General features: G+C 43.0%; 20 protein-coding genes. 8 read left to right on the top strand and 12 right to left on the bottom strand.

Going from position 1 to position 21,116, the window contains the following annotated elements:
* Positions 1-84 precede the first annotated feature (84 nt).
* Positions 85-2,211 carry a zinc piracy TonB-dependent receptor ZnuD gene (gene znuD / locus F897_RS00215; protein ID WP_005232071.1) on the top strand — a complete coding sequence of 709 codons (2,127 nt, stop codon included), beginning with the start codon at positions 85-87 and terminating at the stop codon, positions 2,209-2,211.
* Positions 2,212-2,316: 105 nt separating this feature from the next.
* Entirely contained in the window at positions 2,317-3,780 is a 1,464-nt protein-coding gene (locus F897_RS00210) for a phospholipase D family protein (RefSeq protein ID WP_005232069.1), read from the top strand.
* Positions 3,781-3,861: 81 nt separating this feature from the next.
* Here F897_RS00210 and F897_RS00205 read toward each other — a convergent pair whose 3' ends face one another.
* Positions 3,862-4,320, bottom strand: coding sequence for a hypothetical protein (locus tag F897_RS00205; protein WP_005232067.1), 459 nt, complete (start codon positions 4,318-4,320; stop codon positions 3,862-3,864).
* Between the two features lie 178 nt (positions 4,321-4,498).
* Here F897_RS00205 and F897_RS00200 point away from each other — a divergent pair, with 178 nt between their 5' ends.
* A complete protein-coding gene (locus tag F897_RS00200; RefSeq protein ID WP_005232066.1) occupies positions 4,499-4,939 on the top strand; it encodes an RcnB family protein in 441 nt (146 codons plus the stop codon).
* Positions 4,940-5,030: 91 nt separating this feature from the next.
* On the opposite strand, the gene F897_RS00195 is transcribed toward F897_RS00200, so the two are convergent.
* Positions 5,031-5,528 carry a phosphate-starvation-inducible protein PsiE gene (locus tag F897_RS00195; RefSeq protein WP_005232065.1) on the bottom strand — a complete coding sequence of 166 codons (498 nt, stop codon included), beginning with the start codon at positions 5,526-5,528 and terminating at the stop codon, positions 5,031-5,033.
* A 172-nt stretch (positions 5,529-5,700) separates the two neighbouring features.
* Between F897_RS00195 and F897_RS00190 the strand changes: the two genes are divergently transcribed.
* Positions 5,701-5,907, top strand: a complete 207-nt coding sequence (locus F897_RS00190) for a hypothetical protein (protein ID WP_004782155.1) — start codon at positions 5,701-5,703, stop codon at positions 5,905-5,907.
* 52 nt (positions 5,908-5,959) lie between these two features.
* On the opposite strand, the gene F897_RS00185 is transcribed toward F897_RS00190, so the two are convergent.
* The 3 genes from F897_RS00185 to F897_RS00175 all read right to left on the bottom strand — a co-directional run bounded on the left by F897_RS00185 (position 5,960) and on the right by F897_RS00175 (position 10,652).
* A complete protein-coding gene (locus F897_RS00185; protein WP_005232064.1) occupies positions 5,960-7,741 on the bottom strand; it encodes an acyl-CoA dehydrogenase C-terminal domain-containing protein in 1,782 nt (593 codons plus the stop codon).
* Between the two features lie 169 nt (positions 7,742-7,910).
* On the bottom strand, positions 7,911-9,713 hold the full coding sequence (locus F897_RS00180; RefSeq protein WP_005232063.1) for an acyl-CoA dehydrogenase C-terminal domain-containing protein: 1,803 nt from the start codon (positions 9,711-9,713) through the stop codon (positions 7,911-7,913).
* Positions 9,714-10,022: 309 nt separating this feature from the next.
* Positions 10,023-10,652, bottom strand: coding sequence for a hypothetical protein (locus F897_RS00175; protein WP_005232061.1), 630 nt, complete (start codon positions 10,650-10,652; stop codon positions 10,023-10,025).
* A gap of 136 nt (positions 10,653-10,788) precedes the next feature.
* Between F897_RS00175 and baeS the strand changes: the two genes are divergently transcribed.
* The 4 genes from baeS (at position 10,789) to F897_RS00155 (ending at position 15,330) form a co-directional block, all read left to right on the top strand.
* The gene (gene baeS / locus F897_RS00170; protein WP_005232059.1) at positions 10,789-12,453 is read left to right on the top strand and encodes a sensor histidine kinase efflux regulator BaeS; all 1,665 of its coding nucleotides are present in this window, start codon (positions 10,789-10,791) and stop codon (positions 12,451-12,453) included.
* Between the two features lie 14 nt (positions 12,454-12,467).
* A complete protein-coding gene (locus F897_RS00165; protein ID WP_005232057.1) occupies positions 12,468-13,154 on the top strand; it encodes a response regulator transcription factor in 687 nt (228 codons plus the stop codon).
* Positions 13,155-13,246: 92 nt separating this feature from the next.
* Positions 13,247-13,753: a GNAT family N-acetyltransferase gene (locus F897_RS00160; protein ID WP_005232056.1), complete on the top strand. Its 507-nt coding sequence runs from the start codon at positions 13,247-13,249 to the stop codon at positions 13,751-13,753.
* A gap of 221 nt (positions 13,754-13,974) precedes the next feature.
* The gene (locus F897_RS00155) at positions 13,975-15,330 is read left to right on the top strand and encodes an amino acid permease (RefSeq protein ID WP_005232055.1); all 1,356 of its coding nucleotides are present in this window, start codon (positions 13,975-13,977) and stop codon (positions 15,328-15,330) included.
* A 94-nt stretch (positions 15,331-15,424) separates the two neighbouring features.
* Here the strand turns inward: F897_RS00155 and F897_RS18165 are convergent, their stop codons facing one another.
* The 7 genes from F897_RS18165 to F897_RS00125 all read right to left on the bottom strand — a co-directional run bounded on the left by F897_RS18165 (position 15,425) and on the right by F897_RS00125 (position 21,064).
* On the bottom strand, positions 15,425-15,721 hold the full coding sequence (locus tag F897_RS18165) for a GNAT family N-acetyltransferase (protein WP_164071332.1): 297 nt from the start codon (positions 15,719-15,721) through the stop codon (positions 15,425-15,427).
* Between the two features lie 39 nt (positions 15,722-15,760).
* The gene (locus tag F897_RS17635; RefSeq protein WP_164071331.1) at positions 15,761-15,979 is read right to left on the bottom strand and encodes a hypothetical protein; all 219 of its coding nucleotides are present in this window, start codon (positions 15,977-15,979) and stop codon (positions 15,761-15,763) included.
* A 15-nt stretch (positions 15,980-15,994) separates the two neighbouring features.
* Entirely contained in the window at positions 15,995-16,369 is a 375-nt protein-coding gene (locus F897_RS00145) for an MmcQ/YjbR family DNA-binding protein (RefSeq protein ID WP_005232053.1), read from the bottom strand.
* 76 nt (positions 16,370-16,445) lie between these two features.
* Entirely contained in the window at positions 16,446-17,891 is a 1,446-nt protein-coding gene (locus F897_RS00140; protein WP_005232052.1) for a protein adenylyltransferase SelO, read from the bottom strand.
* Between the two features lie 138 nt (positions 17,892-18,029).
* On the bottom strand, positions 18,030-19,196 hold the full coding sequence (locus F897_RS00135; RefSeq protein ID WP_005232051.1) for an acyl-CoA desaturase: 1,167 nt from the start codon (positions 19,194-19,196) through the stop codon (positions 18,030-18,032).
* Positions 19,197-19,620: 424 nt separating this feature from the next.
* Positions 19,621-20,334 carry a glycerophosphodiester phosphodiesterase gene (locus F897_RS00130; protein ID WP_005232050.1) on the bottom strand — a complete coding sequence of 238 codons (714 nt, stop codon included), beginning with the start codon at positions 20,332-20,334 and terminating at the stop codon, positions 19,621-19,623.
* Positions 20,335-20,479: 145 nt separating this feature from the next.
* Positions 20,480-21,064, bottom strand: a complete 585-nt coding sequence (locus tag F897_RS00125) for a cob(I)yrinic acid a,c-diamide adenosyltransferase (RefSeq protein ID WP_005232049.1) — start codon at positions 21,062-21,064, stop codon at positions 20,480-20,482.
* Positions 21,065-21,116: the final 52 nt, after the last annotated feature.

Here is a 21,116-nt window from a genome sequence, read left to right as displayed (position 1 = left end):
TCATTGATTATCGTAAAGGATTGCAAAAGCAATGAAATGTTATATTATAACACTATTCGAAATTGCTGAATTTGAGCTTGGGTCATGTCCTTTTCTAAGAATCTAATAACACTCTCAATTTTTGCTGTAGTTGCGCCTACGGTATTTGCAGAACAGTCATCTTCTACTACGCCTGTACAAACCATGGACACCATTCAGGTACAAGCTCATCCATTGGTACAGACTGCGGCAGATTTTGCAGTTGCTGATCTGATGGTGGATCAGAAAGCTTTATCTGAACGTGCGACGACTATTGGTGATGCGCTGGCAGATGAACTTGGGGTGTATTCAAATCAGTATGGAACCGGAGCGAGCCGTCCGGTAATTCGAGGACAAGATGGTCCACGTGTCAAAGTTTTGCAGCATGCTTCAGAAACGGCTGATGTATCGACCTTATCTCCTGACCATGCGGTGACGGTTGATCCGATTCTGGCCAAACAGGTCGAAGTGATTCGTGGCCCATCAACTTTGCTCTATAGCGCGGGAACAGTCGGTGGTCTGGTTAATGTCACTGATCAGAAGATCCCAACCCAAATGCCGGAAGATGGTCTGGAAGGGACTGTTGGACTACGTTACAACTCGGGCAGTGATGAAAAACTGGCAAGAGCAGGCGTGACTGCTGCAGTCGGTGAAAATTTTGCCCTGCGTGTCGAAGGTACCAAACATAAGGCCAATGACTATATTGCGCCTGATTATGTAGTAGAAGAACCCCATGGCGATCATTCACATTTTCACAAAGAACGTCGTGTAGGTAATACCTTTGCTGAAGGACAGACCGTGAATATTGGTGGATCATGGATTCATGATCGTGGTTTCGTTGGCCTGTCTTATAGCAACCGTCAGGATGAATATGGCTTGCCGGGGCATAGTCATGAATATCATGGCTGTGTATTGCATGGTGATCATTTCCATGGCTGTCCAGAGCTGGGTGCTACCGCAGAGCATGATGAAGAGCATGGCGGACCATGGGTAGATCTGAAATCTGAACGTTATGAAGTACGTACTGAACTGGAACAGCCTTTTGCTGGTTTTGACAAGTTACGTGCCCATGCCAGCTTTACTGATTATGAGCATGATGAGCTGGAAGAAAATGAAGTCATTAGTAATTTCAAAAGCAAAGGCTACGATGGCCGTCTAGAACTAGTCCATGTTCCGGTTGCTGGTTGGGAGGGCGTAATTGGCACCCAATATAGCCAGCAGAAAATCAATCTGGCTGCTACAGAACATGATCATCATGAAGATGGTGACGAGGATGATGAAGAACATCATATTCATGGTTCAAGTGTGGTCATGCCAGATACCAAAACTGAAAAATACAGTCTGTTTGCCTTAGAGCATAAACAACTCGGTGATGTGCATGTCGAACTGGGTGCACGTGTCGATCATCAAAAAGTACAAGTTGAATCTGAACAGAAAAATTATTCAGGCACAGGCATCTCTGCTTCAGCAGCGGCGAATTGGGAATTTGCCCCGAACTATAAGTTATCCATTGTAGGTTCACATCAGCAACGTTTACCACTGGCGCAAGAGTTGTATGCCAATGGCCTGCATTTTGCCACCAATACCTATGAAGTCGGTAATCCTGATCTGGAAAAAGAAAGCTCGAATAACCTAGAGCTGGGTTTTGAATATGAAGGTGACAAGCTGGATTATCATGCGCATATTTATCATAACTGGTTTGATGACTATATCTACGGTGCGACAACCGCCAGAAATGGAAATTTGCGTGGGGTAGAATATACCCAAGATAAAGCCCGTTTCTATGGGGCTGAAGCAGAAGCTACTTATGCATTAAATGACACATACAAGTTAGGTGTGTTCGGTGATTATGTACGCGGCAAAATTGAGGGTGAAAATGCACCACGTATTCCAGCAGGCCGTTTAGGGACCAAGGTTGAAGCAGACTTTGCCGATGGCTGGTCAGGAATGGCAGAGTATTATCATGTCTTCAATCAGGACAAAACGGCCAGTTATGAAGATGAAACCCAAGGCTATAACATGGTCAATGTCGGCTTAAGCTATGCCAATAGCATTGCTGATAAAAATGTCTATCGGGTTTATTTTAAAGCCAATAATCTGCTCGATGATCAGGTCTACTCACATAGTTCATTCCTGTCGAATATTCCACAAATCGGACGTAATTTCACAGTCGGTGTACAATATGATTTCTAGGATTCAGTTGAAATAACTGACTGAATCCAAGTCTTGTCACTGAAATAGACTTGAAAAATCATCAGATTAAACCTAGCCTGAGCATATTGGGTTAGGTTTTTTCTTATGCGTATCTTTCAACGAATTCACAATAAACTGAACTGGTCAAATCGCCGTTATGCGGCCTTGATCATTGGTGTGCTGATGGCCAGTTATCTGGCTTCAGCAATTTATCATACTTATAAACCGTTACCTGAAGGGCTGAATTACACGGGTAAGCTGCGCCATGCACAGGTGAAATTTCTGGTCGATCAGACTTATCTGGATGCACAGGGCAAGCAACAACTGGATCATCAGATTTTTAATGAAATGCTGAAGATGGTTGAGGAAGCAAAATCCCTGATCGTGCTGGATATGTTCCTGTTTAATCAGCAAACCGGTGCCTCTAAACAGGAACATCAGGCACTCAGCAAACAGCTCACAGAGGCCTTACTTAACAAGCGATTAATGCAGCCTGAAGTGGAAATCAAATTTATTACCGATCCGATTAATTCTGTCTACGGTGGAATTACAGCACAGCATTATCGTGAACTGCGTCAGGCGGGAGTAGATGTAATCGAAACCAATCTGACACCGCTGCGTGCTTCTAATCCAAGCTGGTCAGGTTTCTGGTATCTGTGCTGTCAGGGGATTGGCAATAATCCGGAAAAAGGCTGGTTGCCGAATCCGTTTGGTCCAGAAAAAGTGACCTTACGCAGTTATTTCGACTTATTTAATTTCAAGGCCAATCATCGTAAAACACTGGTCGTGGATACAGATCAGGGCTGGAAAGCATTGGTCACTTCAATGAACCCACATGATGGCAGTTCACGGCATTCCAATATCGGTCTACTGGTTTGGGGCAGAACAGCGACTGATATTCTTGCGACAGAACAGGCAGTCGGGATCATGTCTCAAGCCAATATGCCGGCTGTGATTGCAGGTGAGTTTGAAGCGGAAAAAAACCAGCCTCAAGTTCAGGTGTTGACTGAAAAAGCCATTTATGAGGGAGTTCTAAAGCTGCTTGAAACAGCGAAAGCAGATGAGCAGATTGATCTGGCCATGTTCTATCTGTCAGAACGTAAGATTGTAAAAGGGTTGATTGCAGCGCATGAGCGCGGAGTGAAACTTCGGGTTTTACTTGATCCAAATAAAGATGCATTTGGTCGTGAAAAAAATGGCATTCCTAACCGGCAGGTGGCTTCAGAACTGCATAAAGCTGGTATTCCGGTACGCTGGTGTAACACTCAAGGCGAGCAATGTCACAACAAAATTCTGATGAAATACGGTGCCCAGCAAGCTGAAATGATTTTAGGTTCTGCCAATTTCACGGCACGTAACCTGAAAAATTATAATCTGGAAACCAATCTGCGTGTGATGGGTCAGCCTCAGGCGGAAGTCTTTAGCGATGCGCAGCAGTATTTCAATACGGCCTGGTCTAATTTGAATGGCCGTTCCATGAGCGTGGACTATGCTCAATATGCTGAAGAGTCATTCTGGAAATACTGGCTCTATCGTTTTATGGAATGGAGTGGCTGGTCGACGTTTTGATTTTAAATCCCTCCTGACTTCCCTTTAAAAAAGGGAGAAAATCCCTCTTTGATAAAGAGGGATTTAGGGAGATTTCTAGTATTAGCTTTTCGATTCTGGATTCGGCGGAACCAGTTGATCCAGTTCTTTATCTGTCAGCTCATCCAGTTCAGAAATATCAGTCTTGATTTTCCATTGAGATTCATCATCCACCGGATTTGGTAAACGTGCTTCTAGCCAGTCACATACCACATTTGGTGGAAAGTCAGCATGATTGCACTGGATCACCCAAGACAGGAAATCTTTGGCTACACCATTCATATACGGCGGGGGAGAAACTGGAAGAAACTGAGTCGGCAGGCGCTCATTCTTAGAAATATAGTTCAGGACATGACCCAGTTCCTGCACAGTTTGCCATGCTAAAGGATGATCAACGTTGATCTGAAATTTAAACCACCAGGCCTGTTTCCCATCCGAGCCATAGCTATCAATCAGTCCTTTTTGAACACTGGGTACCTTGCAAAAATATTCATATAAACGATCGAAATTTAAATCAGACACAGTATGCAACTCAAAGCATTAAAAAAGTGATATTAGCATACGCACTTCAGCGCTCATCACGCAAGCCTATTAAAGTCATGGAATCAATTACAAAACTTTGCAGCAGCAGGAGATTTACCCATATTTTCTGCATGGGTTTTGGTTAAAATATAGGCAGAAATCTTTGGAGGACGCACTTATGAAAAAATTAGCTTCAGGTGCATTGCTGGCTTCATTTCTGTTCGGTATTGCAGTGCCCGCTTGGGCGGATAATGCCTGGGTAGGCTATACCGGTGTTGATCGTTCTAAACCCCAGCATCGTCCTCCATCGCGTCCTCATTATGCACCACAACCGCCTCATTCGCAGCGGCCTTATTATCCGCAACGTCCATCCCATGGCGGATATTATCCTCCTGCCCAAAGCCAAAGCGGGTTCAATATCCAGTATCAGGCACCGACCACGATTTACCAGAATTCCAATAGCTATAGCTGGGTGAATGGTGATCCAAATGTGGCTCGCATTGAAAGTTCGCGATATACAGTGATTAGTGACTGGCAGCGTTTGGGATTACCGGCCCCACCACGCGGAAGTTACTGGATTTATGAAAATGGACGTTATGTGTTGATGAATAATCGTTAAAAGAAACTCCCTCTCTTGTTAGGAGAGGTGATTAATTACCCTCTTGCGAAGCAGTGCTTCTCACCTTTTGCAAAGGGGGACTTTTCTATGACTATGCCAACTCATCATCCTCAGGTCGTGGAGTTTTACCTTCTGGCAATGGCTTTTCGCTATGCTTGTCGCGAATGACGGATGGATAGGTCCAGGATGCATAACGAACCACTAGGATGGCAAAAGCCAGAATCAGAATCGAACCGGTAATAATGACCTGATCCATGCTGGCTTTGTGCGTATGTTGAATATCGGAAATCAGTAAACGGGTCAGGGCAGTAATTGCAATATAAATCAGGAACCGAACCGGCATATGATTGGTCTTGAAATAGATGCCGACCATGGCACCAAGTTCCAGATAGATAAACAGCAAAAGAATATCGTCAATGGTGGCAAACTGTTTGACGGTTAAAATGTCAAATACGGTATGACCTGCGGACCAGATCACCATACAGCCAATAATGAACAGCGCAAGATAATGGAAACTTTCAACAGCAAGGTTGCCAAAACGGTCGAGGAGAGTTTCTATTCTTTTTACTTTAGATTCAGATTTACTCATGTTCTCCTCCTGATTTTTCATGTGAAATAATATATGAACAGGAAAGAACTAGCAAAGATCATGCACAAAAAGAGAAAAATAAAATACAAGTGAAATTATTTGAACTTTTGCACTTTTTTGTACTAACTTGTTATATTGTATGAGAACTACATTGAATAAATAGGAGAAAAAAATGTTGGACAAAATTCAAACAAAAATTAGTCAATTAGAAGCAGGAAAAAAATTAATCCTGGGCGCGGGGATCAAGGCTGAAGAGATGCAGAAGGTACTTGAACTGTGTGAATCTCTAGAGTCGCAAGGGGGAATTAAAATAGTAAATAAGCATTTCAATCCTAAAATAACGACGCAACCAGATACGATCTTGATTGAAAAAGTATAGTGTATAAAAAGCCCTGCAGATGCAGGGCTTTTTATATGGATTCACGTCAAGATTAAGCTTGAGTCGTGAAGTAATCTTCAGAGAAATTCATCACTACTTCGCAACCGGCTTTCACTTTAGTAATACGCAGTGCAAGTTCAGGCAAGATGCGTTGCGTGAAGTAACGCGCCAGTGCCAGTTTGTTTTGGTAGAACTCGCCATCTTTGTCTTTTGCAGCATTGGCAATGCGCGCAAACATATAAGAGAAGCTCAATAGGCCTACTGCATGTAGATAATCGACTGCTGCAGCATTCGGGAATTCTGCATTTTCGCCAGCAGCTTCAAGTACAAACTGAGTCAATGATTCGACTTCAGTAGCTGCATCTAAAGTTGCATCTTTAATGAAGTTCAGGTCTGCATCCAACTGGTTCGCAAAGTCGCGAATTTCTTCGATGTATTCGCCGATGTACGCACCGCCACATTTAATGGTTTTACGGCCGATTAAATCTTGAGACTGAACGCCGTTGGTTCCTTCGTAGATCTGTGAGATACGCAGGTCACGGATACATTGTTCCATACCCCATTCACGGATATAACCATGTCCACCAAAGACCATTTGTGCATCTAGGGTTGCCTGGAATGCAGTATCCGTCAGGTAAGCTTTTGCAATTGGTGTCAACAGCGCAACACGGTCATTAGCTTTTTTCACGGCTTCAGGATCAGTCGAGAACTTGGTGATATCCAGTTGCTGACCGACATACACCGCAAAAGCACGAGATGCTTCGTTATTCGCACGAACATTCAACAACATACGACGTACATCACCATGTACTAAAATGCTGTCTGCCGGTTTAGCCGGTGATTGAGCACCAAGTGCACTACGACCCTGTAAACGATCTGTCGCGTATTGTGCAGCATTTTGATAAGCAAACTCTGAGGCGCCTAGACCCTGGATGCCCATAGACAGACGTTCGTAGTTCATCATCACGAACATGGCTGCCAGACCTTCGTTTTCTTTACCAACTAGATAACCTTTGGCGCCGTCAAAGTTCATTACGCAAGTTGCAGATGCCTTGATCCCCATTTTGTGTTCGATTGAACCTGGACCTACCGGGTTACGTTCGCCAATTGAACCATCTTCATTGACCAGGAACTTCGGTACGATGAACAGGGAAATACCACGAGAGCCGGCAGGCGCATCAGGTGTTTTTGCCAGTACCAGGTGAATGATATTTTCAGCAAGATCGTGATCACCACCAGTGATAAAGATTTTGGTACCGGTAATGCTATAGGTACCATCTTCATTACGTTCAGCTTTGGTTTTGATAATACCCAGATCAGTACCGGCATGTGGCTCAGTTAAGCACATGGTGCCTGACCATTCGCCAGAGTAAATTTTAGGAAGATAGGTTTCTTTTTGCTCTTGAGATGCATAGCTGTTTAAAGCCATACCTGCACCCACAGAAAGAAGTGGGTAGAGCATGAAAGATGGGTTAGTTGCAAACAGCATTTCATCAGAAAGTACGGTGAGCATTTTCGGCATTTCTTGGCCGCCCCATTCTGCATCTGCACCCAGACCGATCCAGCCGCCTTCAGCATATTGTTTGAATGCTTCTTTAAAGCCAGCTGGTGTGGTGACATTGCCATTTTCATATTTTGCGCCTTCTTCATCGCCGGTACGGTTCAGAGGAAGCATGACGTTTTGCGCAAACTTAGCCATTTCTTCAAGAATGGCTTCTGCTGTGGCAGTATCCAAGTGGGCAAGATTTTCATTCGCCTGCCAGAACTGTTCTGCATTGAAAACATCATTCAGGATGAATTTCATGTCAGCAAGTGGCGCGTTATAAATTGGCATAGTATGTCACCTGTTTTATTGTTTAATTGGATTGTTTTGGCTCAGTCTAAAGCATTAAAAATCTGAATGTTAGACAACTAAAGGTTAATTCTGTAACTCTTTATAAAGAAAAAGGACTGCCTGAAGATGACCGTCCTTTTTCTTATTATGCATTTAAAACTGCATCAGCTTAGAATGCGAAATGTTCAGCATCTAAAGACATAAGCGGTTCTACACCAGTTGCAATCACGTCAACGTGTGAACGAACACGTGGCAGGATTTTCTTGAAGTAGAAGCGTGCAGTCGTCAATTTAGCATTGTAGAAGTCAGCATCAGTGGTACCTGCAGCAAGAGTCTCTTGAGCAACCAGTGCCATACGAGCCCACAGGTAAGCCAGTGTTACATAACCAGAGAAGTACAGGTAATCTACTGCAGCTGCACCCACTTCTTCAGGATTTTGCATCGCACGCATACCAATCTGCATGGTCAGGTCGCCCCATTCTTTGTTCAATGCCGCAAGCGGTTCAACAAATTCTTTCATTGCAGAATTGTCTTTGTTCGCTTCCGCAAATTTGTGGATGATCTTGGTGAAGTCTTTCAACATCGCACCTTGAGTACCCAGTACTTTACGGCCTAACAGATCCAGTGCTTGAATTTCAGTGGTACCTTCGTACAGGCAGGCAATACGTGTATCACGTACGATTTGTTCCATGCCATGCTCAGAGATAAAGCCGTGACCACCGAAGACTTGAACACCATGTTTCGCAGCTTCTGAACCGGTTTCAGTCAGGAATGCTTTTGCGATTGGAGTTAATAGTGACAGGATATTGTCAGCGAACTTGCGTTCTTCTTCAGAAGTACCTTGTTCAACCACATCAGCATATTGAGCCAACAGGTAAACCAGTGCACGACCACCTTCAGCAAATGCTTTTTGAGTTAAAAGCATGTTACGTACAGCTGGGTGAACGATAATTGGATCTGCTTCTTTTTCAGGTGCCTTAGGACCAGAAAGAGAGCGCATTGCCAGACGGTCTTTAGCATAAGTTAAAGCGCCTTGGAACGCTGCCTCAGATGCAGACAGACCTTGTACAGCAGTACCGATACGTGCAGTGTTCATGAACGTGAACATGCAGTTCAGACCACGGTTTTCAGGACCGATCAGGAAGCCTTTTGCGTTATCGAAGTTGATGACACAAGTTGCGTTACCATGGATCCCCATTTTGTGTTCGATTGAACCACAACGTACACCGTTACGCTCGCCGATTGAACCGTCAGCATTCAGGTTGAATTTTGGTACGATGAACAGAGAAATACCTTTAGTACCTTTAGGCGCGCCAGGCAGACGAGCAAGTACGATGTGAATGATGTTCTCTGCCATGTCATGTTCACCAGCAGAGATAAAGATTTTCTCGCCAGAGATTGCATAGCTACCATCAGCTTGTGGCTCAGCTTTAGTACGGATGATGCCGAGGTCAGAACCTGCATGAGATTCAGTCAGACACATGGTACCTGTCCATTCACCTGAAACCAGTTTAGGCAGATAAGCGTCTTTTTGTTCTTGAGAACCGTGGTGTTCTAAAGTACGAACTGCACCATGAGACAGACCAGGGTACATACCCCAAGCCCAGTTCGCAGTACCCACCATTTCAGAAATAGTGATACCTAAAGAATTTGGTAAGCCTTGACCGCCGTATTGCTCTTCCGCAGAAAGAGAAGGGAAGCCTAGCTCGATGTATTTCTGGTACGCTCCTTTAAAGCCAGTCGGTGTTGTTACAACGCCGTCATTCCAGGTACAGCCTTCACGGTCGCCTACTTGATTTAGAGGAGATAATTCATTTTCACAGAAGTCAGCTGCAGCTTCTAGGTACTGATCAACCAACTCACGGCTTACGTTTTCTTGAAACGCAGGAAGTTTTGCGTAATGTTCTTCAACATTTAATAATTCGTGTAGAACGAATTGCATGTCACGTAAGGGCGCTTTGTATTGTGGCATATCGGTTTCCTCAATACTGGTTTAGACCAGCGTTATCATCCTAAATTAATTGAAACGTGCCTTCAGTGACACGTATTGCTATGAATCTAATCGTGCAACATCTTGCCCGGCCATACAAGCTTTCAGGCGGCTTTCTTGGTGACTATAAAGTCAAAGATTAATCTGCACAGAACAGTAAACATATTGACTGCAAAGACTTTTGTAGGAATTAGCAAAATATGAATGGTCAAAAGAGGACTGAGGAGTCAGCCATAAAAAAAGGCACCCGAAGGTGCCTGAATTTGAAGGAATAAGAAACGTAGAAGAAGATCAAGATGCAGCTTTAGTCATCTTGATGGGTGCATTCGGCTGGAAGTGCACGATACATTGACCATCAATAGTTTGAGCACCCGCTTTCACTTGAACTGCCTTGCCGTGGGTTTGACCTTTACAAGCGTTGGCAAACGCAGTTTGTAAAGCCTGACGTTCTGATAAACGCTGATCATACTGTTTAACCATTTCTGCACGTTGACTATCCGTTAATGCTTCTCCACGGTTCATACCACCTCGGAATTCATCACGCATCGGACGATGTTCACCGCGCATGCCACGGAATTCACCACGTTGAGCTTTCATGCCTTTATGGTCGGGTTTGAAAGAAATCTTGCATTGACCATCAACGGTTTTATCACCCGCCTTGATTTGGACTGCACTGCCTGCAGCTTTGCCGTCACAGGCCTGTTGAATCTGTTTATGCAATTGCATGCGTTCTGCACGAGCGGCTTTGAACTGCTCGCGTTGCTCTGGAGTAAGACGATGCTGTTTTTGACCTTCATGATGTTTCATCATGCGAGAATGATCTTTCTGCTCATTCACGTTGCTAGTCGATTGACAGGCAGTCAATGCACCCATCGATAAAACACTGGCACTGATTAAGGCGATTTTTGTCATTGCTTTCATGTTTTTACCCCATACAAGAGCTGATTTTTTTGATGAGTAAAGATTAAATAATAAAGATGAAGAAACAATGGAGAGTTTTTTAAGTCTGTGTTCGCTACAATAATGAATATAGAGAAGAAAAACTGAGATTTTTACTTTGAAGGTTCGCCGTATTCCGATTGCATTACGTCTGTTTTTGACTGTTTTATTGACCACCCTGGTAATTACCACGGTGAGTCTGGGCGTATTGCATCTGAATATGCAGCGCAACTTTACCCGCTATGTGGCGGATGTAGAAATGCAGAAGCTGGATCATGTGATCGAGAATCTGGCTGATGTCTATACGGTATATGAAGACTGGGGTAACGCCATTCAGGCGCAGATTCTGCAAATCGAAGGTGAAGCTGCACCGGATGATTATGACCGTTTATCGCGCTGGTGGTTGCGCCGTCAGTATGATATTGCCTTGCAGCAGCGTTACTTTCAGGAGCAAACTTTAGCCACTGTAGCGCCTTCAAGTATGGTCGAGCCAAATCTGACACCGCGCTCAGTCAATGAAGAAGAATTGCGTATTCTGGCGTCTAACTTGCCATCACAATTCCAGCCCTTTGAAGGTTTAAGATTTCCACTTAGCTCCAATCAGAACCTGTTTAGAACTGACCGTAAAGACAATAATGGCGGTCAACAGCCAGTCCAGCAGCCTACTGGCAAGAAGCAGTTCATCCAGATGCCAGACCGTCTGGGTCTGAGTTCACGCCTGTCACTCTATGACGCCAAACGTCGTTTTGTAGTAGGCGAAGCATCAGATGAGCAGATTTCCTATCGTCCGATCATGGTTGAAAATCAGGTGGTCGGTTATTTGGGTTTGAAACCGGTTTTAGACCAAGATGATGCTTTAAGTATTAATTTCTTTAGTAATCAGAAACGTTACCTATTTTTAGTTTATGGTTTAAGTATTCTAGCCAGTCTGATTGCTGCATTATTGCTGGCAACTTATTTTAAAAAACCGATTCAGCGTTTGTTGAATGGAACACGTGAATTGACTCGTGGTAATTATCAGCATCAGGTAAAAGTGAAACGTAATGATGAGCTGGGTGATCTGTCTAATGAACTGAATCAACTGGCAGTGATTCTGGATCAGCATGAAACTTCACGCCGTCAGTGGGTAGCAGATACTTCACATGAACTGAAAACTCCGCTGGCAGTCTTGCAGGCACAAATTGAAGCGATGCAGGATGGAATCCGTAAACCGACACCAGAGCATTTTGCATCGATGTTGGCACAGGTAACCAGCCTGAAAAAACTGACCCAGGATCTGGCAGCTCTAGCACAAGCGGATGCCCAGCAATTACAGTTTTATTATGCAACTGTTAATCCGTGGGATGTGGTGCAGCAGGAATTAATGAACTTTCAGCCTAAATTTGAACAGGCTGACCTGAAAGTGACTGTTGAAGGTGACGGTGCTGAAGTTGATCTGGATCTGGACCGTTTCAAGCAGATCGTAGCCAACCTGCTCAGCAACAGTATTCGTTATACAGAAGCCGGTGGCCAGGTACATATTCATACCGAACAGAATGAGAAAGAATGGACCTTATATGTCGATGACAGTCCATTCGGTCTGACTGATGAGCAGCTGACTCGCATTGGTGAACGTTTCTATCGTGTCGATGATTCGCGTACTCGTGCCACCGGTGGGACAGGCTTAGGTCTGGCCTTATCTTGTAAAATTACTCAGGCTATGGGTGGTAGCTTAAGCTTTGCACATTCACCATTAGGTGGTTTACGATGCAAACTAAGTTTTCCTAAGCAATTGAAACCATAAAGGAAAATATATTCATGAAACATATCATGCTGGTTGAAGACGAAGTCGAACTTGCCCTGTTGGTGCGAGATTATCTAGAGGCTGCTGGTTTTGAAGTCAGCGTGTTTCATGATGGGCAAGAAGCATATAATAGTTTTACCCTGCGTAAACCGAGCCTGATGATCTTGGACTTGATGGTGCCGCGTATGGATGGTCTGACCATTTGCCGTAAAGTGCGTGAACAGTCAGACTTGCCGATCATTATGGTGACTGCGCGTACCGAAGAAATTGACCGTGTACTGGGTCTGAATATGGGCGCGGATGACTATATCTGTAAGCCATTTAGTCCAAAAGAACTGGTTGCCCGTGTACAGGCCGTATTACGCCGTTTAGACCGTAAAGCTGAGCCGGAAAGCAATGATTTATTCCGTATGGATAAATCACAACAGCGTATCTGGTATCAGCAAAAAGCCTTGAACTTGACCCCGACTGAATTCCGTTTGCTAGAGCTGTTCCTGGAGCATGTCGGCCAAGTGTATTCACGAGCACAATTACTAGATCATATCAATCCGGACAGTTTTGACGTGGCAGACCGTGTGATTGATAGTCATATCAAAAACCTGCGTCGTAAAATTTCAGATGCGGCAGAAACCGGAAACCGTCATGAGTGGATTCAGGCTGTTTATGGTGTAGGGTATCGTTTTGAATATCCTGAGGACTAATATTCGAATTAATTAGAGAAAAGCGGATAGACTTATTGGTTTGTTCGCTTTTTTTTGTTTCTGCAAATGATCAATATAAGAGAGTCAAAATAATGAAAATTATCATTCGGGATGAACGGCTAGAAGATATTCCAGCCATTGCTGAATTGACCCGAGCGGCTTTTCAAAATGCTGACCATTCAAGTCATACTGAACAATTTATTGTCAATGCTTTACGTAAGCATGGGCAGTTAACGATTTCTCTAGTTGCACTTGAACATAACCAGCTGGTAGGCCATGTGGCTATTTCACCTGTTAGTATCTCTTCAGGTGAAACTGGCTGGTACGGTCTTGGCCCAATTTCGGTATTACCTGCAAAGCAAGGACAGGGAATCGGCACTTTACTTCTGCAAGCAGCTTTAGATCGCTTGCAAAATTTGGGTGCTGAAGGATGTGTAGTGCTCGGTGATTCTCAATATTATGGTCGTTTCGGGTTTAAGGCCTTTTCAGAACTTTACCTCAAGGATGTTCCACCAGAATATTTTCAAGTCATTGCATTTAATGGATCTATTCCACATGGAGAAGTGGTCTACCATGAGGCGTTTAATGCAACGCAATAATTCATCAAAAAAGAGCCGTTTCTATTTATGAAGGTATGGAGTTTTAAAATATAAATACCTTTTTACTAGCATCTATTATGAAATCAATTATTTATATTTCTTTTTATCTTAGTAGATATAAAAAAATAAAAGTTTAATAATTAATAACTTAAATTTATGTATTAGTTGATTAGTTGGATACCCGCTACAATTCGGTTTTTTATTCATCATGAGAGCGTGTCTTGGAGAGTGAAACACCGCAACTACAGCGTCGTTTGAAGAATCGTCATATCCAGCTGATCGCTATGGGCGGGGCCATTGGAACCGGATTATTCTTGGGGTCCGCACAGATTATTCAGTCCGCAGGACCTTCCATTATTCTGGGCTATTTGATTGGTGGTTTGATTGCATTCCTGATTATGCGCCAGTTAGGCGAGATGATTGTGCATGAGCCTGTGACTGGTTCATTCAGTTATTTTGCATTTAAATACTGGGGTAAATTTCCAGGCTTTTTAACCGGCTGGAATTACTGGATTTTATATATTCTGGTCGCAATGACAGAGCTGACCGCCATTGGCAAATATATCAATTACTGGTGGCCACATATTCCAGCCTGGGTATCTGTACTCATTTTCTTTTTGGCGGTAACCCTTGCCAATCTGGCCAATGTCAAAATTTATGGTGAGTCTGAATTCTGGCTATCGATGATTAAAGTCTTTGCCATCATTGTAATGATTATCTTTGGCATATATTTACTCCTCACTGCTGATGCAACTTCAACCGCTTCGATCAGCAATTTATGGATTCATGGTGGATTTTTTCCGAATGGCTTTGATGGGCTGTTTTATATGCTCGCCTTTATGATGTTTGCTTTTGGCGGCATTGAGCTGATTAGTATGGCAGCGGCAGAAACCGAAAATCCTGACAAGAACATTCCACGTGCCGTGAATCAAACTGTGATTCGGGTATTTTTATTTTATATCTGTTCGCTTGCCGTATTACTTTCACTTGTACCATGGAATCAGCTGAATTTAGGCGATTTAGATCATAGTCCATTTGTAATGATTTTCAGCCAGATGGGGATTGAATGGGCTGCACATTTACTGAATTTTATTATTTTAACTGCCTCACTTTCAGTCTGTAATAGTGGCATGTATGCCAATAGCCGTATGTTGATGGGGCTGGCTCAACAAGGGAATGCACCACAATTATTTAAGAGCGTAAATAAACATGGTGTGCCTGTGGCTGCGGTATTGTTCTCAGCATTTTTGATCTTTGGCTGTGTGATCCTGAATTACTTTGTGCCTGAAAAAGCGTTGAGTTACCTGATTTATATTGTAGTAGCAGCTGCGGTATTGAACTGGATGATGATCAGTTTGATTCATTTGAAATTTAGACAAACCATCAAACGAAAGGGGATTCAAACCAGATTCCCAGCGATCTTTGCGCCGTTTAGTAACTATTTTGTTTTAGCTTTTATGCTGATGATTTTATACATCATGTGGACGCAAGGCTTTATGTTGTCAGTGTTGATGTTGCCGGTGTGGATTGCGGTGTTGTTTGGCGTGTTTAAGTTTCTGAATAAAAGGAATGCTTAGGCCTAAAATCTCCAATCAGAAGAAGCCCGACCAGAAATGATAGGGCTTTTTTTCATATTGTCGCAATATCTAAAGCTTCTAGATGAGTTAAGGTTTATTTTGATCTTAGTGGCAGAATATACTGAATACAGTCTTTAAGGTCATTTCCCAATAAAGGAAAGATGGTCCAAGCATGAAGCAGTTGCTGTTTATGAAAACCTGTTTTTTCTAATACTTGTCTTGACGCTAAATGTTCAGTAGCGCAAAAGGTTTCAATTTTCGTCAGTTTTTGGCTTTGTTTTAGAAATTGGATTACCGAAGTCATCGCTTCACACATAAAACCTTGTCCCTGATAAGGAGTTCCAAGTCCGAAGAGAATTTCTCCAATGTCATGCCTTTGTATAAAGATCAAAATACCCGTAGGTTGCTGAGTTAAATGATCTGCAATAATTCACATAAACTCAGGGTCTGAGTCTTCCCACTTTTGTTCCGCCCAGTTTTCTAAAGTTTGTCGAGTTTGAGTTTGATTCCGATGTGGATGTCTTTGCAAATATTTTGATGCTGCTAGATCGCTAAAATAGTTTTGAAATAAATTGATTTCATCACCACAGTGGTAGGAGCAAAGAATTAAACGCTTTGTCTTTAATGTTATTGGTTTGATCTTAGTCATCGGTGGTATCTGCACTTATTTTTCTAATGTTCGTAATAATTCAATTCGTACTTTTTCTGCTTTCTTTAATTTCGATATTACTAATTCATAAGAATTCTGTACTAGATCCTTAACCAGAGATTCATCCAGTTCATTATCTTCATACACTGAAATCCAGTGTTGTTTATTCATATGCCAGCCCGCATGGATATAAGAATAAGTATCTCGCAGCATAGCACCATGATCAGGCGCTACTTTTAAATTAATGACAGCTTTGCCTTGAAGATAGAACTGAAGCATAAAGACTTTATCTAGCACCTTGAATACATCACAACCTTCACCGAAAGACTGAGTCACAGTGACTTCAGGTAAACTTAGCGCTATCTGTGCTGAGATTTGATGTAAGGTCATAAGTTACGAATAAATCAAAATAAAACTGTGGATAATGCTTAAATTATCCACAGTTTTTGGTCGTCTTGTGAATAAATTAAGATGAACAACTCACCATGACTTCAGGCACATCACTCGGCAATGGCCCTAGATCTTCAGGGTGTTCCAGATTTCGCTGTTTTAAATAAGGCTGACTTAATAATTTAAACAGGCGATCGACTTCGGAAAAATCATCCCGCTCAGCCAGTTCAATTGCTTTCTGTGCCATATGATTGCGCAGGATATAGTGCGGATTGACGAGCTGCATGGCTGCATCTAATTCTTCAATATCCTGATGGTCACGGATCGCTTCGTATTGAGTCAGGAATGCTTCAAACTGACGGCGATCCAAACACTCATCCTTAATTGCTTCATATTCATGATTTTGCAGGCGAATAAAGTTTTGCGTATAGTCGAGTTGCTCACTTTGCAAGATTCTGAGAAAAGCCATGGCGCAGTCAAAGCTGTCTTTGTGAAAATTCGGTAAGCCCATTTTCTGGTTTAGGCCATGCTTATAATGTTCCAGGAAGGTCGGTTCATAATGTTCCAGACATTGGGCCAGATCCTGTTTCCATTGTTCTTCATCATAGTTTTCAGGACATAATGGAATCAGGTTATTCAGCCACATCCACAAGTTCCAGTGGCCGATGCTTGGTTGCTGCTGATAAGTATAACGACCCTGATAATCCGAGTGGTTATTAATCCAGTTGGGACGGAACCGCTCCATAAACCCATAAGGACCAAAGTCTAGCGTTGAACCGGTAATATTCAGGTTGTCGGTGTTCATGACACCATGCGCAAATCCGACCAGTTGCCATTTGGCGATCATGACTGCAGTACACTGAATGACTTGAGTGGCAAATGCCAGAATAGGCTGTTCTGCTTGCAGACATTGCGGATAATGCCATTCCATACATTTTTGTGTGAATACAGGCAGCAAGTCTGGCTGATACTGATTGATCCATTCAAAATGTCCAAACCGGATATGACAGTCAGACGTCCGTAATAGCATCGCGCCCGGTTCCAGTTTTTCACGCTGTACGCCTTGAGCGGAAGAGGTAAAGCCGACAGCATTACTGGATTCTACACCTAGCGCATTTAAGGCATGTCCGGCCAGATATTCCCGAATTACCGAGCGTAACACTGCGCGACCATCTCCCATACGTGAATAAGGCGTTGCGCCTGCACCTTTTAAATGCAGGTCAATGGTTTGATGATCTTTATCCAGAATCTGGGCGATCAGTAAACCGCGTCCATCACCCAATTGACCTGCCCATTGACCAAACTGATGGCCGGCATACACCATGGCCAAAGGTTCAAATTCGGCAAAGGTTTTTTGACCATTACAGATTTCGACCCATTGTGCTTTATCTTCCTCAGACCATTGCAAATGATCAGCAAGCGCAGCATTAAAATGTCCCGCTTTAGCACCTTTTAAAGGTAGCGGAGGCTGATGATGGTAAAGGCGAGGAGGGAGAGTCTGATATCGAGAATTAAAATACATAGCAGTCAAAATATTTAGGCAATAAAAGCAATATAACAAAGATCTCTGTTTAAAACTGTTGTAAAAGGGAAGTATAAGTAAGATGAGTAGAAATAAAAAAAGCCCCTGATTTCAGGAGCTTTTTTGAGAATTCAAGTCTTATTGAGAGACAGGCGCTTTTTTCAAATTACGCACTAACAGATTCAGTGTTTCACGATGATGAGAAAGACGCTGTTCAACCAGTTGGAATTCAACTTTAAGCTTGTCATCCATCTGATGAATCTTTTCTGCCACAGCAGCTTTTTTCACCTGAATTTCCTGTTCTTTAAGTTTGGCCCAGTCATTCAATGTTTGAGTAAAGGCTTCATATTCTTGAGCAATCTTACTTTTCACATTGATAATGTCTTCATTGACATTATGGCCATATACTGCCAGATCCTGCTCGGCATATTTAAACTTCATTGCCAGTTCAGCTTTTTTAATATTAAAGCTTGGAATACGGCGCAGATTTTTAGCCAGACTCAGTTTAGAGCAAGTCCAGATTAACCATTTGGTTGGGTCATATTGCCACCATTTCACGCCATTACGGTAATCGTACTGGAAAATGTGATGGTAGTTATGATAACCCTCACCCCAAGTAGCAATCGCTAACCAGAAGTTGTCACGTGCAGTGTTTTCATCCGTATAAGGACGTGAACCCCACATATGGCAGAGTGAGTTAATGAAGAAGGTCACGTGATGGCTGAGGATTAAACGAACCAGACCACCCAATAACAATACACCCCAGACATCGCCTACAGCCCAGCCGATTGGCAACAGGATTGCAGCATGTACTGCAATTACTAGAGGCACATAGTATTTGTGCTGGAACATAACGACTTTGTCGTTTTGCAGGTCTGGTGCATTCTTATAGTTTGGCTCTGCAGCAGGATAGTCACGCAGCATCCAGCCCAGGTGTGCATACCAGAAGCCGTTATTAATTGAATATGGGTCTTTTTCCACGTCATCGACATGACGGTGATGGGTACGGTGACCTGAACCCCAGTACAGAATACTGTTCTGCACCGCAAAGGTACCCATGATCATTAAAATGATTTTTAAAGGTAAAGTCGCTTCATAAGCACGATGTGCCCAAAGACGATGATAGCCCGCTGTAATCCCCAGGCTGCTAACGCCGAGCAAAACAAACATACTGATCCAAGCGGCAAGGCTAAAATCATAGTGATACGCATATAACGGAATCGCGATAACAGCTACAATGGGTAAAACTACCAGAGCAAACACAGCGACCCAGTTAATTGGGGCTTGAGGTAGGGGAGCATTCATCTCCAACAGCACTCCTGGAACCTGGGAAGGTATAACAAAAAACAGAGGCCGCTATTGTCTATTTTAACAGCGGTTAATTCATTCATATTAGCATGCCCCCTAGGGCATCACTAGCATTATTGTACGGTTGTACTGTACTTATCGGTAACAGAATAAATAGGAGGGAAACTACCATTTTCGCGGGCTAGACAGGCTCTGATTTCCGAGTAAATCACTGAGGTTTTTGAAGCTTTTAATCAAATTTATTTTCTGAAAATGAGTCAAATGAATGTTCATTTTTTCTACTAGATTGCAGAGAAATAAATTTGTAAACAATCCCGTCATTTAAAGTTAAACAAGATTACAGTCATGGATTTTTCTTTAAATTGTTTTTCAAGGTTTAAACAAAAATGATCTATGTATAGAATCTTGCATTTTGGATTATTTAAAGATGTTGCATCATTAACTTCGGATAATCGGTAATGAGACCCTGAATACCCCAGTCGCGTAATTCTCTGGCACGATTAACATCATTTACGGTCCAGACGCTGATAGTGAGTTCGGCAGCTTGTGTGGCTTGAATAATATCTTTGCTAGCCAGTTCATTCATCCAGCCAATCTGGCAGCATCCAAGTTCTAAAGCTTGATCAATCGCCTGATATTTCACATCTGTTTCAATCAGAAGGCCGCGTTTTAAACTGGAATTTTGCTGTTGCAAAGCCTGATGAATTTTTGGATCAAAACTGGTAATCACGACTGAATGCTCATAACCCTGTAACTGCTGTTCAAGCTCAAGCGTGATTTTTTCGGCATCTGCCTGGCTCGTTACACTTTTGACTTCAACTTCAATATGATCAAAGTTATGAATCACGGTTAGGGTTTGATCCAGCATGGGAGTGGCTTCGACCTTTTTCCATTCTGACCATTTCACTGCGTGGTTATATTGACTGAGATCCTGACGGCTACATTCGTAGAGGGGTTTTTGCAAACCGGTAGTGCGTACAAAGTTATCATCATGCATGATGATCAGGGCATTATCTTTAAGCTGGCGTACGTCAAATTCGACTGCGCGAATCCCGATATCCTGAATATATTGAAAACCGCCTAGTGTATTTTCAGGCGCTTCCCCACGCGCACCGCGATGTCCGATTATGCGCATGCTGCGATAACCTGAAAAAGTGAAGATGAAAACATAATGATGAAGAGTTGTGACAGGAGTATTGCAATATTCTGCGCCTGAAACACTTTGTTGCAAATACCGTTGGCGCAGAATTTTCCGTGCAATTAAATATATTTTAGTGGATTTATTGATCAATGGTCTCATTGATATTTTTTTGCCATAACACCTCAGAACCACCTTCAGCGCGTTGCAAGGTGCGTGAAGCCACAAACAGCCAGTCAGATAGGCGATTTAATAGCTGCAGGGAAGTCGCCTGAATATTCTGGTCGCGTGAGTGAACCGACATCACGCTGCGCTCTGCACGACGGCATACAGCACGAGCTTGATGTGCATAACTGCATGCCAATGTACCTGCAGGTAAAATAAATTCTTTGAGCATTGGCAGGCTTTCATTCATGCGGTCAATGTCTTGCTCTAAGTATTCAATCGCAAGCGGTTGTACGAGGTGGTAATTGGGGATACAGACTTCACCGCCTAAATCGAATAGCCAGTGTTGGATCAGGCTGAGCGATTTGTCCCAAGTGTTTTTGTCTTGAATGCTGCTATGTGTAATTTGTGAGCGCAATACGCCAATGCAGGCATTAAGTTCATCGACATCGCCCAATGCATGAATGCGTAAGTCGTCTTTGGCGACACGTGAACCATCGCCCAGTCCTGTTGTGCCTGAGTCGCCTGTGCGGGTGTAGATTTTACTTAAACGGTGGCCCATGTTCGTTCCTTGTTTGAAAGTGAAAGTTGCGTTTATGTAGTCGTAAGAAATA

It is taken from the genome of Acinetobacter variabilis, from assembly GCF_000369625.1.
GTDB classification, from domain to species: Bacteria; Pseudomonadota; Gammaproteobacteria; order Pseudomonadales; family Moraxellaceae; genus Acinetobacter; species Acinetobacter variabilis.
The sequence above is the reverse complement of the archived record's forward strand: the minus strand, read 5'-3'. Positions and strand labels throughout refer to the sequence as shown.

Bases quoted from the DNA above. Each gene is read 5' to 3' on its own strand.
- znuD (WP_005232071.1), top strand. From the start codon at position 85: ATGTCCTTTTCTAAGAATCTAATAACACTCTCAATTTTTGCTGTAGTT.
- F897_RS00125 (WP_005232049.1), bottom strand. From the start codon at position 21,064: ATGGGCCACCGTTTAAGTAAAATCTACACCCGCACAGGCGACTCAGGC.
- F897_RS00165 (WP_005232057.1), top strand. From the start codon at position 12,468: ATGAAACATATCATGCTGGTTGAAGACGAAGTCGAACTTGCCCTGTTG.
- F897_RS00200 (WP_005232066.1), top strand. From the start codon at position 4,499: ATGAAAAAATTAGCTTCAGGTGCATTGCTGGCTTCATTTCTGTTCGGT.
- F897_RS00145 (WP_005232053.1), bottom strand. From the start codon at position 16,369: ATGACCTTACATCAAATCTCAGCACAGATAGCGCTAAGTTTACCTGAA.
- F897_RS00160 (WP_005232056.1), top strand. From the start codon at position 13,247: ATGAAAATTATCATTCGGGATGAACGGCTAGAAGATATTCCAGCCATT.
- F897_RS00190 (WP_004782155.1), top strand. From the start codon at position 5,701: ATGTTGGACAAAATTCAAACAAAAATTAGTCAATTAGAAGCAGGAAAA.
- F897_RS00210 (WP_005232069.1), top strand. From the start codon at position 2,317: ATGCGTATCTTTCAACGAATTCACAATAAACTGAACTGGTCAAATCGC.
- F897_RS00175 (WP_005232061.1), bottom strand. From the start codon at position 10,652: ATGAAAGCAATGACAAAAATCGCCTTAATCAGTGCCAGTGTTTTATCG.
- F897_RS00140 (WP_005232052.1), bottom strand. From the start codon at position 17,891: ATGTATTTTAATTCTCGATATCAGACTCTCCCTCCTCGCCTTTACCAT.
- F897_RS00180 (WP_005232063.1), bottom strand. From the start codon at position 9,713: ATGCCACAATACAAAGCGCCCTTACGTGACATGCAATTCGTTCTACAC.
- F897_RS00195 (WP_005232065.1), bottom strand. From the start codon at position 5,528: ATGAGTAAATCTGAATCTAAAGTAAAAAGAATAGAAACTCTCCTCGAC.
- F897_RS17635 (WP_164071331.1), bottom strand. From the start codon at position 15,979: ATGACTAAGATCAAACCAATAACATTAAAGACAAAGCGTTTAATTCTT.
- F897_RS00135 (WP_005232051.1), bottom strand. From the start codon at position 19,196: ATGAATGCTCCCCTACCTCAAGCCCCAATTAACTGGGTCGCTGTGTTT.
- F897_RS00130 (WP_005232050.1), bottom strand. From the start codon at position 20,334: ATGCGCATAATCGGACATCGCGGTGCGCGTGGGGAAGCGCCTGAAAAT.
- F897_RS00185 (WP_005232064.1), bottom strand. From the start codon at position 7,741: ATGCCAATTTATAACGCGCCACTTGCTGACATGAAATTCATCCTGAAT.